Source organism: Rhodococcus sp. EPR-157, assembly GCF_001647195.1.
Taxonomy (GTDB): domain Bacteria; phylum Actinomycetota; class Actinomycetes; order Mycobacteriales; family Mycobacteriaceae; genus Rhodococcoides.
The window spans coordinates 1-12342 of sequence record NZ_LVCV01000258.1 but is presented as its reverse complement, the minus strand read 5'-3'; the positions used below and the strand labels follow the sequence as shown (position 1 = coordinate 12342).

14 protein-coding genes are annotated in these 12342 nt (G+C 66.2%); all 14 read left to right on the top strand.

Annotation, left to right across the window (positions count from 1 at the left end; all coding sequences use genetic code 11):
• Positions 1-1484 (top strand): cutinase family protein (locus tag A2J03_RS11820; protein ID WP_082897779.1); only part of this gene is annotated, 1484 nt, incomplete at its 5' end.
• A gap of 32 nt (positions 1485-1516) precedes the next feature.
• Entirely contained in the window at positions 1517-2155 is a 639-nt protein-coding gene (locus tag A2J03_RS11815) for a DUF6668 family protein (protein ID WP_068373814.1), read from the top strand.
• A 27-nt stretch (positions 2156-2182) separates the two neighbouring features.
• Complete coding sequence (locus tag A2J03_RS11810) at positions 2183-2476, top strand: hypothetical protein (protein ID WP_068373811.1); 294 nt, start codon at positions 2183-2185, stop codon at positions 2474-2476.
• Positions 2473-2739 (top strand): hypothetical protein, encoded by a 267-nt coding sequence (locus tag A2J03_RS11805; protein ID WP_068373808.1) that lies wholly within the window; start codon positions 2473-2475, stop codon positions 2737-2739. The genes A2J03_RS11810 and A2J03_RS11805 overlap by 4 nt, the downstream gene beginning before the upstream one ends.
• A gap of 52 nt (positions 2740-2791) precedes the next feature.
• Positions 2792-3433 (top strand): hypothetical protein, encoded by a 642-nt coding sequence (locus A2J03_RS11800; protein ID WP_068373805.1) that lies wholly within the window; start codon positions 2792-2794, stop codon positions 3431-3433.
• Complete coding sequence (locus tag A2J03_RS11795) at positions 3430-4269, top strand: hypothetical protein (protein ID WP_068373803.1); 840 nt, start codon at positions 3430-3432, stop codon at positions 4267-4269. The genes A2J03_RS11800 and A2J03_RS11795 overlap by 4 nt, the downstream gene beginning before the upstream one ends.
• Positions 4266-5828, top strand: coding sequence for a hypothetical protein (locus A2J03_RS11790; protein ID WP_156520339.1), 1563 nt, complete (start codon positions 4266-4268; stop codon positions 5826-5828). The genes A2J03_RS11795 and A2J03_RS11790 overlap by 4 nt, the downstream gene beginning before the upstream one ends.
• A complete protein-coding gene (locus A2J03_RS11785; RefSeq protein WP_068373797.1) occupies positions 5825-6037 on the top strand; it encodes a hypothetical protein in 213 nt (70 codons plus the stop codon). The genes A2J03_RS11790 and A2J03_RS11785 overlap by 4 nt, the downstream gene beginning before the upstream one ends.
• Positions 6034-7539 carry an SCO6880 family protein gene (locus A2J03_RS11780; protein ID WP_068373796.1) on the top strand — a complete coding sequence of 502 codons (1506 nt, stop codon included), beginning with the start codon at positions 6034-6036 and terminating at the stop codon, positions 7537-7539. Before A2J03_RS11785 ends, A2J03_RS11780 begins: the two co-directional genes overlap by 4 nt.
• Before the next feature lie 49 nt (positions 7540-7588).
• Entirely contained in the window at positions 7589-9448 is a 1860-nt protein-coding gene (locus A2J03_RS11775; RefSeq protein ID WP_068373795.1) for an ATP/GTP-binding protein, read from the top strand.
• A complete protein-coding gene (locus tag A2J03_RS11770; protein ID WP_068373794.1) occupies positions 9445-9828 on the top strand; it encodes a transposase in 384 nt (127 codons plus the stop codon). The genes A2J03_RS11775 and A2J03_RS11770 overlap by 4 nt, the downstream gene beginning before the upstream one ends.
• A complete protein-coding gene (locus tag A2J03_RS31880; protein WP_068373791.1) occupies positions 9825-11456 on the top strand; it encodes a peptidoglycan DD-metalloendopeptidase family protein in 1632 nt (543 codons plus the stop codon). Before A2J03_RS11770 ends, A2J03_RS31880 begins: the two co-directional genes overlap by 4 nt.
• 23 nt (positions 11457-11479) lie before the next feature.
• Positions 11480-11830 (top strand): hypothetical protein, encoded by a 351-nt coding sequence (locus A2J03_RS11760; RefSeq protein ID WP_068373789.1) that lies wholly within the window; start codon positions 11480-11482, stop codon positions 11828-11830.
• Positions 11827-12342 (top strand): hypothetical protein (locus A2J03_RS11755; RefSeq protein WP_068373786.1); only part of this gene is annotated, 516 nt, incomplete at its 3' end. The genes A2J03_RS11760 and A2J03_RS11755, both read left to right, overlap by 4 nt.

The window sequence follows — 12342 nt, the reverse complement described above, 5'->3', positions numbered from 1 at the left end:
CCGAGATCGACGAGAACTCCTCACCCGACGCCGATTCCGGTTTCTTCTCCCGGCTGACCGTCCCTGCGATGCGCGATGCGAACTCCGGCGAGGACCCCGCTCTCGACCGCAGCTACGTCGCCTACCCGGCATCGTTCGGCGGCAAGCCAGGCGATCGCAGCTCCGTTCCCTACGCCCAGTCGGTCGATATCGGTGTCGAGAACACCACCACCATGATCTCCGACATCGCAGCACGCTGCCCTGGCACCAAAGTCTTCCTCTCCGGCTACTCCCAAGGCGGCGAGGTCGCGTCCCAGGTCGCCCGCGAAATCGGTGCCGGAACCGGACCGGTCGACGCCGACCACTTCGCCGGCGCGGCCTTGTTCTCCGATCCCACCCGCGCCGAAGGTGAAGACGTCATCGCCGGCGGTGGATCGAGCCCCGCCCCGGCACCGGGAACCGACGGCGCAGCAGTGGACACCATCTCCCTCGCCCCGGCCGTCGCCGCAGCGGCACCCGCAGGTGGCGGTATCGCACCGACACCGAAGATCGCCGGATTCGGAGCGGTCTCCGACCGGGTCGCCTCGTACTGCACTGCAGGCGATCTGGCGTGCGACACCCCTATCGATGCTCCTGCCGCGAAGCTCGTTGCTTCCATCGCCGGTCAGTCCTCGATGGACACCCGCGATCCCGTCCGGATCCTCACCGACGTGAGCGCCGCTGTCGGGCGCACCGCACTGATGACCGGTGCGTCGGTGATCAGGGACAACATCGACTTCGACTCCAAGGCAGGTCGATTCGAGGTCAGCTCGGCACCGGAGACGGTGCTGTCGAAGATGGCGAAGTACTCCGACCCCTCCGCCACCTCTACCGACGAGATGATCGACGAGGCGGTCGGTGCGGTCACCAAGATCGCCGGCATGGCCATCGGGGCGGCGATCACCGTCGCGAAGGACGTCATTACCCCCGAGACAATCGGCCAGCTCGCCACTGTCGGGCTGACCAACCCTCCCGCAGCTCTCGGCATACTCGCGACCAAGGTTCTCTCGTCTGCGGTCAAGCTTGTGCCTCCGGCGACGATCGACTCGGCCGTCGACGTCGCGTTCAAGGAAGTGTCGAACACCATCGACGAGAACGCCGGGCTCGCGCAGCTCGTCACCGACACCTCGTATTGGAACACCGCCACCAAACATGGCTCCTATGACAGTGTCCCGGTCGGATCTCAGGGTGAAACCCCTGTCGAGCTGACCGTGCGGTGGATCGTCGCACTCGCCGCCGACCTCACCGGCGATCAGAGCCTCGCCGACAAGGTCGGAGCAGTGATCACACAGGGTGCGGCGTTGTTCGCCACCACCGACACCGTCCGCAGCGCCGGGAGCATCCTCGCCGCCCATGCAGCGATCGGGGCCACCGAGACCGCGCCGACGACCGCAGCGGCCGCCACCACGACCTCGCAGGTGCCCGCAGCAGTACCTACGACCGTCTCACCGACCACCACTCGGTGACCGCGAACGCCGGAGAAGGAGGTGCGCCCGAGATGGCCGCACACCCAGCAGAGCACCGTGACTACTACCGAGACGAGGAACCGTCGGCCGCACCGGCCGGGCTGCGGATACCGCCTCCCGCACGTCGCGCACCGATCCACGACACCCCGGTCTCGGTCCACGGTCGCCCGCCCGTGATGTGGCTCCTCGCCGCTCACGGGCGCTCCGGCGCAGGCACACTCGCCCAGATCTGGGCCCCTGCGGGCGACGCCCGCAGGGGCTGGCCCGCTGCAGACCGGCACAGCAACGTCGTCGTCGTCTGCCGCACCGACCGCGACGGACTCGCCGCCGCCCACGATCTGCTCCTGCAATCGGCCGCAGGACTGACCGGCGGCTGCATCCTCCTCGGGTTGGTTCTAGTTCCCGACGCACCGGGCCCGCTCCCGAAGACACTGCGCAGACGCGCCGACGTCATTGCCTCCGCAGCCCCGGCGGTCTGGCGGATCCCCTACATCGACGATCTGCGCACCCACAACCAGAACGAACTCGCCACCTGGAGCCCGGCCGAGCCCGACCCTCCACCGCCGGGGCGGATGCGGGCACCCGCCCCCTCCACGACTGCTCCGCACCCCGACCTCGCCGCGATCGGACGAGAAATCTTCATCGCCGCTCGCATCGCAGCAGGCCGTTAGTTTCCCACCCGCAAGAAGGAGAACACCATGATCACCACGCTTACCGCGTCGACGACCACGTTTCTCGCACAGGATATCGGCGGCGTCGATCCCACCCTTCCCACAGGAGAGGCGGGAGAGAAGATCAACTTGCTGATGTCCTGGCTGATGGGACTCTGCATTACAGCGTCTGTTGCCGGGCTGATGATCTGCGGTTCGATGCTTGTCTACGAGAAGATCACAGGCGGAGGCGGCAACTCCACCGGCAAACTCGTGGGAGGCCTGGCCGGTTCGATCCTCATCGGCTCCGCCGCGGGTCTGGTCAATCTGCTCGCCCTATGACCACCATTCTCTCTCAGCCCCCGATCTCACCGGTGGACTGGCCCACCGAAGTGTGGGAGCCGATCATGACCGGTCTGTCGTGGTTGCTGGGCTTTGCCATCGTCACGTGCGTCGCTGCGCTGATGGTCTGTGGGGCGGTGTTCGTCAACCAACGTAAATCCACTGGAACACAGATGGTCGAGGACGCGACCCTGGCCCGCATCCTGATCTGCGCCGCCCTCATCGGTTCCGCATCCGGCATCGCCAAAGCCGTCCTCGCCTGAGTCCGGACCCTCTGCACCCGAACCAGCGCATTCAACCGAAAGGCATCCCCTGATGACCCTCTCGCGCACACTCCGGATCGCCGCAACCGCGGCGACCGTCCTCGTTCTCGCAGCGTGCGGATCCGACAGCGACGGCGACCCGGCCATCGGGGCGCACACGCCGGCACCGGACCTGCGCTCCGCCCCAGCCGAGCTGACCTGGCGCGAGATCGCAGGAGTATCGGTGCCGACATCGCCAGTCGACGGACCTGAAACAGGCACGTCGGTGCGCCGCAGCGGATACTCCCAGACCCCGCAAGGCGCTGTCCTGGCCGCCATCATCGGTCAGACATCACTCGCCGTCGCGGACGACCGCACGTGGCCGGAGGTGGTCAACACCGTCACCGCACCCGGACCCGGCCGCGACGAATTCGCAGCTGCACGTACCTCCGTCACCGTCTCCGGATCGGTCCCGGCTGACGCGGCCCCGAAGTTCGTCGGCTTCGAGGTCACCGACTATCGCCACGACCCGCTCTCGGCTGCGGTGTCGGTGGCGCAAACTCTCGGCATCGACGACCAGCTGTATTCCTATCCCGTTGCTCTGCAATGGATTGCTGACGACTGGCGCATCGTCCTGCCCACCGCGCAGGAGAACATCGACGCCGTCGAGCTGGACTCCCTCGACGGCTACACCACTTTGGAGCAGAACTCATGAGCGCGCTGACACGCAAACTGCTGATCGGTCTCGCCGTCTTCGTCGTCGTCGCGGTTGTCGGCGCGATCGTCTTCGTCATTCCCAACATGAACGACGACGACCTTGCGCAGACGACCGACACAGTCCCATCGACGACTGCACCTCCCACCGCGACCGACTCGGAACTCACCACCGGCGCTCCAGGATTCAGAATTCCGGACGCGGACCTCTCGGGTCGCACGGTCATGATCCCCAACAACCCCGCCGGATGGCCCCTACCGCAAAGCGATCCGATCGGACCTCGGGTCGAATGCACCAGCGACGGTGCCCCGGTCACCTCGCCCGAGGCGATGATGATCCAACGCAATTTCGGCGTGGCCACTCTGTATTCCAAGACAGATGGCCCGTCGTACATCGACGGCCTGGTCCTCGCCGGATACACCCGCACTCCACAGGGCGCGGCCCTGGCCGCAGCGAACTTCCTCCCACGCGGACTCGCAGGAGGACCGGTGGCCGTCGAAGCGACCGAGAAACTCTCCTTGATCCCCGACGAGGAGATCGGTAGCCAAGAGAAGAAGGAAGCGGAACTCGCGAAACCGGTGAACACCGAGACCGTCGCGCTTCGGGCACCGATGGCGTTCAAAATTCTCTCCTGCACAGACAGTTTCGCCGTGGTCGAGCTCGCTCAGATCCGCGACGTCGACGACACCGGCCAACGCATGCAAAACCCGACATACACCGGCCTGCGCTTGAACATGGTCTGGGATCAGGGTACGTGGAAGGTCAGCAAACTCGACGGCGCCACTACTGGCGGCCCGTACAGCTCGCTCGACGGTTTCACCCGGTGGGCACTGTGACCCGCACAGCGGCCTTGGCCGCCCGCGCTGTAGTCATCGCCCTGCTTTCATTGATTGCCGTCGTCGGAGCCAGTGGTCTCGCCCACGCCCAAGATCCGACACCGTCCCCAGCACCGAATCTCACCGAGCAGATCAACCCCGACGCCGACGGCAACGACTTTCAGCAGCAACGCCGCGAATGCGTTGCCGAAGGCTCGCCGGTTCTCGGTGACGGTTGGCTCAACGATGCACTCGACGGAACTGCGGTGGGCGGCTTCATAGACGAGGCACTGTGCCTGGACAACGCATTCACCGATCATCCCGGCGATGCCTTCTCCACCGCCGTCGACTCCACACTGTCGGCGTTCTGGGGTGACCCGGTCGGTGACTTCGCCAAATCGGTGATGGAAGGCAACACCCAAGCATTCCGATCGGTGATGACGTTCTGGATGTCCTCGGGCATACCCGGCCTGGCGGCCGAGAACGCCATGTCCGGGCTCCGCAACATCATCTCCGGGTTCACCGTCGTCGCGCTGTTCGCCTCGATCGTGATCGCCATGACCAAACTCGCCGTCGCCCGCAAACAAGCGGTCATGGAAGGGGCCACCGAGACCGCGAACATGCTGGTCCGCACCGTCGTCACGGTCTCACTGCTCCCGGTACTGGTGCTGATGTTCCATCAGGGCGGGGACATCGCCTCCTCCTACGCTTTGGAGAAGTTCGTCGGCGGCAATCTCGACGAGAAGATCACCGCCATCACCGCCTTCGACGACAAGACCGGCCTCGGCCCGATCCTCGCGCTCGCCTGCGCCGGGTTCGCCTTCCTCGGCTCCGTCGCCCAACTCATTGCCCTGCTCATCCGCGAAGCTGTGCTATGCGTCGTCGTCGCAGTGATCCCCATCGCCGCCGCCGCGTCCGCGACCGGCACCGGACGCGGCTCCTACAAGTCGATGATCGCCTTCACCCTCGGCGCTTTGCTGTTCAAACCGGTCGCGACGCTCCTGTACCTGTTCGCGTTCTGGGCGTCGTCGGCGTCGAGCTCGGATCAGATCGCGACCGTCATCATCGGTTCGATCCTGCTGGCCGTCATCGGATTCTGCCTGCCGACCCTGATCAAGATCGTTGCACCCGCAGCGGACACCATCTCTGCCGGTGGCCGCGAGGTCGGAATGCTCGGTGCCGCAGGTGGCGCGGCGATGGGCGGCGCGGGCACGGCCGCATCCCGTGCACTCGGTGCAGCGGCGAACTCCGTCGGCGGATCCGCAGCCGGCGGTAAGGCCGGATCATCCGGTGCCGCCGGTACCGGAGCACGCCCGCCGGCAGGCCTTCAAGGTCGCTACACCGGCGGATCGAGTACCTCGCATGCGGGCGCATCGTCCGGACCGATGGGCGCAGCCCGCCGGGTCGGCTCGGCCGTTGGGTCAGCCGGGCGCACCGGCACCTCGACAGCCATGCGGGGCGCAGCAGGAGCACTACGAGCCGCAGGCACCGTCGGCCGAACCGCCGGTTCGGCCTCGAGCACCCTCGGCTCCGCCGCCGAAGGCGCAGTCGGCAACTACCACGGACGGATACAACGATGAACCACTCTGTCACTCCCACCGCTGCACGACTACGGATCGAGCGGCTGACCGCAGCGCAATGGTGGTGCTTGCGAGCATCACTGACCGTGTGGCGAAAGCACAACGCACCTCCGTCGCGATTCACCCTCACCGCACACCAGCGCCAACAGACCGTCATCGTCCTCGGTAACGGCGCCCGCCTCACGCCCGACCTAGCAGGGCCACGATGAGCCAGACCATCGAGGCCCCCTACGAACCGCCGATCTACTCCGCAGGAAACCGGCCGCAGTCGACCTTCGCGTTCGGGTTGCCGACGAAGATCATCGCCTACGGCGCAGGGTTTTTTGCGGTGTCGTTCGCAGTCCTGATCTTCGTCCACGTCGTCGTCGGCCTGGCACTGATGGGTGTCGGCGTACTCATCCTCACCCCTCTGGTCATCGCGCCGAACGGCCGAACCCTCTACGAGACAGGACAACTCGCTGTGCAATGGAACTGGCGCAAACGCATCGACAAGTCCACCGAATACCACGCCGGACCGCACTCGCGGATCCCCGGCGGACGCTACAAACTCCCCGGCCTGCTCGCCCGCACCAAGATCTACATCGGAATAGACCGCCACGGCAACGAATTCGGCATGATCCACAACCCCGACAACCACCGCTACACCGTCATCTTCGACGCCCTCCCCGGCGGCGACGAAGCGATCATCCAGCGCGACAAAGACCTCTACACCGCCGACTGGGGCGTCTACCTCGCCGACCTCGGCCTCCCCGGAGACATCGTCGGCGCTGTCGTGACCGTGGAGAACATTCCCGCCACCGGCTTGCGTTTGGCCCGCCGCGCCGAACACGAACTCGTCCCCACCGCACCGCCACTGGCCGCGACATTCGTCGAACAATCAGCGATCCGGATGCCCTCGGGACGCCACCGCACCCTCGCGCGCCTGGCAATCACCTTCCGCGCCACCACCCGAGAGCGGCAAAAAGACCCCGAAGAGATGGCCACCGAACTGGCCCGACGCCTCCCGGATCTGTACGAGTCGCTCTCCGGTGCCGGGATCGATGCCCAGCCGATGACCGCCGCCGAGATCACCGCGGCCGTACACCGCTCCTACAACCCCTCGACCGAGAACGACTTCGAGGAACTGGAAATCTCCGGCGAAGAGCACGGCGTCGACTGGGACGACGCCGGGCCGGGACGGGCGAAGACCGAATGGGGTCACTACCGCCACGACGGCGGCGTCTCCGTCGTCTGGGAGATGGCCGCACCCCCGGAGTCGGTGTTCACCGACACCGTCCTCAAACCCCTGTTGCAACCCCACGACGACCTGCCCCGCAAACGGCTGACGTTGGTTTACCGCCCCTACACCGCCGGCGACGCAGCGAAGAAGGTCGACAAACAGCACCGCGACGCCCTGCACGCGATCAACTCTCGCGGCAACAAGATCACCTCCGCAGGATCGGAAAAGCGGCACGAGATCGCCGAGCAGGCCCGCCGCGAAATGGTCTCCGGAGCCGGATTCGAACGCTATTCGGCGCTGCTGACCATCACCGTCGGATCGGTCGACGAGATTGCCAACGCCGCCGCCGTCACCGAATCGCTCGCCGCCCGTTCCCGTCTGCGGCTGCGGCGCGCGTTCGCTTTCCAAGATGCTGCGTTCGCCGCTGGTCTCGGCGTCGGAGTGCTGCTGCCCGATCAGATCTCCACCTCGATCCTGGTGCGCCGCAGCTAGAGCTGCACGTCCGCCCCGGCCCACCCTGCGTTAAGAAAGAGACGTACCGATGACCATGACCGATGACCGACCCGACCAGGGATACAGCGACAGCGACCTGTACTTCGACACCGACGCTGCGCGGCCGTCGGCGTTCGTGCGGTGGATCATCGGCGACACCGACTACGCCGAGCTCGCCGCCGCCGTCGCCATCGGCGACGCCGAAGAGCCTTACCAGTATTCACGGCGCGGCATAGGACTAGCGCGGTGGCGTAACGATCACCCAGAGGCTGACCAGGCTGTCCACGAGGCCGCTGGGGACCCGTGGTGGCGCGCAGCGTTGTCCAGCAGTGCGCGCGGCCTCAAAGGCGCCGGAGGTGGCCGGATGACGACTGTTCCGGCCCCGATCGAATACGAAGCGACGTCCGTGCAGATGTGCGGGCTCAATCCGTGGGCGATCGGCGCGGCCGCACCCTCGGCAGGCACGATCGTCGGTCAGCACGCCATCACCGGCAACGCAGTCTCGTGCGATCCGTTCGCGTACTTCCGCGACAAGCTCATCGGCAACCCGTCGATGTTCGTCCTCTCCCTCCCCGGTCTGGGGAAATCGACGCTGATCCGTAAGATCCTCCTCGGCGCGTGCGGGTGGGGTCAGACCCCGATCGTCGCCGGCGACATCAAAGGCGAATACGTCAAGCTCACCCGGTTACTCGGTGGGCAGGTCATCACCCTCGGCCACGGCGGCGGACATCTCAACCCCCTCGCCGCCGGGGCACTCGGACAAGCCGTGGTCCGCGCGATCGCCGCCCGCCGAGACGCCACAGACCCGGTACGGATCGCCGAACTCGACGAGCTGATCAACGTCGCGACCATCACCATCTCCACTCGCCAGATCAACGCGGTCTGCGCCCTGGTCGAGCTGATCCGCTACGACACCCATTCGGTGGAGGCCTTCGAGAACTCCCTGATCGGCATCGCCCTGCGTGAGCTGTATACGGACGGCGGGTTCTCTTACGAGCATCCGCCGCTGCTCAAAGACCTCTACGCCCGCATCGACACCGGATCACCCGACATGCTCCAAGCCGCCTACAAGACCGACCGCGACGGCTACCGCGACGCTGTCACCGAGTTGATGCAGGCACTGGGCGCACTGACCTCCGGCCCGCTCGGCGACATCTTCGCCGACCACACCACCGAACCGATCGATCTCGACGCTCCGATGATCTGCATCGATGTCTCGTCCCTCGACCGCGGCGACACCACCCTCAAAGCCGCCGTGATGCTCTCTTGCTGGGCAGACGCCTACGGCACCGTGGAAGCTGCGCACCTGCTCGCCGACGCAGGACTGGACCGCCAACGCCTGTTCCTGATGGCTTTGGACGAGCTGTGGCAGGTCATCGGCGCAGGCCCCGGCATGGTCGCTCGCGTCAACGAAATAACGAGGTTGAACCGTACGGACGCAACGGGTTTGCTGATGATCACTCACACCGGACGCGACCTGGAGACGCTGCCCACCGAAGCCGACATCAAGACAGCGAAAGGGTTCATCGACCGCGCCGGGATGGTCGTCTGCGGTGGCTTACCGATCGGTGAGGTCGAACGCCTCTCCGGAGAATTGAAGTTCACTGCCGCCGAAGCGGCTATGGTCACCTCTTGGTCTCGCGGTGCGGCGCTGCGCGGGTCCGAACGGCGCACGGTCCGTGCCCCGATCGGACGCGGAAAGTTCTTGATCAAGGTCGCCAAGGACAATACCCCTGGCATTCCCATCCAAACCGTGCTCACCGACGTCGAATACGACACCGGCGTCCACGACACCAACGCCCGCTTCGCCGAGTACTTCGCCGACGGGCACCACGCCCCATGCAGCACGAACGTCTATGGGGACGACGCCTACTACGGCGAGGACGCCGAGATGGCCGGCGCACGATGACAAGCGCCGACACTCCACGCGAGCATCCTCGCGCCGAGTACCCTGCCGAGACTCGGTCGTGGGCGATCGGTGAATACGAGAAATCGCGGCACAACTACTCCTCGCGTTCGGAATGCGTTGCTGCGTTGGCAGTCTCGATCGGGGCACACGAGAACACCGTGGCGCGGTGGATCAAACAGGAATTCGGCTCCTCCCGGTCCCCGGCCGCCGACGAAATGACTGCACGCCTGCGCGCCGCTGAAGCCGAGAACGAGCGCTTACGCCGCGAAAACCGGACTCTCAGTGAACGGCTCGCCGCAGCCGCACCGCGTTCGCTGACCGCGCAGTCCTTCGGCACCGGAACGCTCGGCTCGGGGTCGTTCGGGGCGGCGGCGCTGTGAAGAAGGGCGGCGCGATCGCCCTCGCGGTGGTGCTCGCGCTGTCGCTGTTCGTGGTTCTGTTCGTCACCACCGGTGTGCGAGAAGAAGTACCCACCAATTGCGTGCCCGGGCGCGGAACCTCCTCAGCGGCAGGTGGTGTCCCCGCCGGGTCGTTCGCCAAACCGGTCAAGACCACCGAATCGACTTTGTCGAGTCCGTTCGGTCAGAGGTGGGGCACCAACCACAACGGCATGGACCTCGCCGCCCCGGTCGGCACCCCGATCTACGCCTACGCCGACGGCATCGTCTCCAAAGCCGGACCCGCCGACGGGTTCGGGATGTGGATCGTCCTCGACCACAACATCGGCGGACAGACCGTGTCGACGGTATACGGGCACATGTTCCCCGACGGCGTTCTGGTCCAGGCAGGCGATCGCATCACCGCCGGACAGCACATCGGAGACGTCGGCAACAACGGTCAGTCGACCGGCGCGCATCTGCACTTCGAGTACCACCCCGGCGGCTGGGCACCGGGCAACGCGATCGACCCGGGGCCCTTCTACGCTGCGGCCGCCGATCCCGGCACCGGCCAGACCGGCCAGAGCCCGCTGCCGTCTCCGTCGACGAGCACCCCGACCACGCCCGCACCCACTGGCGGATCCGCGGAAATGGCCGCGCTACCCGCCACTGTCGGCTCCGAAGAGCACTTCCAGGTCGACACCGTGCGGGTTGCCCGCGCTGTGCACGCGAAGTTCCCGCAGATCACCACCATCGGCGGGTGGCGAGCCGACGGCGAAGGCTTCGACGACCACCCCTCGGGCCGCGCGGCGGACATCATGATCGACAACTGGTCCTCCGAAGAAGGCAAGACCCTCGGCGACCAGGTCAAGGACTGGTTGTGGGTCAACCGCGACCAGCTGCAGATCGAATACATGATCTGGCGGCAGCAGTACATCCCCTCCCAAGGTGAACCGAACACCATGGAAGACAGGGGATCTCCCACCGAGAACCACTACGACCACGTCCACGTCACCACCGTCGGCCATGGAACGCCGACACCTGGACAGATCTACGGCCCCGTTCCCGGCGGCACCGGAACCGCACCCGAGGCGGCTGGGACCTGCACCACCGCACCCGGTGCCGGACTCGGCGATCACGCCAGCCTCGCCGCAGGCCAGATACCACCGGAGTTCGAACCCTGGCTCACCGTCTCCTCCGCGCAATGCCGCGAACTGTCCCCGGCCGTACTCGCCGCCCAGCTCAAGCAGGAATCCGGCTTCACACCCGGCCTGACCAGCTCATCCGGGGCCGAAGGGTACGGGCAGTTCCTGCCCGGCATTTGGGCCGCGTACGGCTTCCCCGTCGACGACAACGGCGTCGTCATCGGAGCAGCCGGGGAGGGCGACCCCAACGACATCGGTGATGCCGTGATGGCGCAAGGCCGCTACAACTGCGCCGTCGCCGCCACTCTCCGACCAGGTATCGAATCCGGCTCCATCACCGGCGACCCGATCGAGCTCATGCTCGCCGGATACAACGCCGGACCAGGGGCGGTCCAGCAGTTCGGCGGCATACCGCCGTATTCGGAGACCCAGAACTACGTCACCACCATCACCGCAACCGCAGCCAACTACGACCTCGCCCGCTGACAGCCACACCAAAGGAGAACCACATGACGACACCTGGACGTGACCTTGAGCACCCGGCTCCGGAGCAGCTGCTCGAAGCCCGCGGGTGGCTGCTGGACTGCGGATTCAGCGACGAACTGATCGACGACCTCACCGATCGGCAGATCGTACCGTTCCTCGACCGCATCTACGACGGCGGCTGGGACGCCTTCCTCGTCGACAGCACTGGCTACGTCGTCGAGCGAGAGAGCAGCCCGACCACCGGCACCGCCAACGCAATTGCCGTCGCCGATGCACTGGCACAGTGGACGGTCATGCTTGCCAAAGCGCACGCACTCGGACAGCTTCAACCCGACGATCAGACAGCTCCAGCGAGCAACGGAGCCGACCTGTGACCCGGCGAGCTTTGACTGTATTGATCGGCCTCGGCGTCCTCGCCGCCGCCGGGGTTGCGATCATCGTCGTGCTGATCTTCGGCGGCGGTACCGACGCCCCCGAGCAACCTGGCACCGACGCGGGCTACGCCATCGACCCGATCGGTACCGAACCCGCCGATGTCGCGACCGCCGTGATGTCGAGTGTGTTCACCTGGCAACCGACGGTCCAAGACTCATCGTGGGACGCCCTGCACAGTCAACAAGACCACCTGACCGGGGCGATGGCCACCGCGGCCGCGCAGCCGCCGACAGTCGCACCAAAACCGCTACCCGAATGGAAAGCCTGGGCACGAAGCGGAGATACGATCACCGCCGTCGTACAACCGGACGGCAACCCCGCCGTCGACGGGAATACCGCCACGGTGGCCGTGACCATTTCGCAGACCGTGCAACACACCAGCGGTGAGATCACTCCGTACACCGTCTATAGCGCCACCGTCACGCTCGAGAACGATTCCGACGCGTGGAAA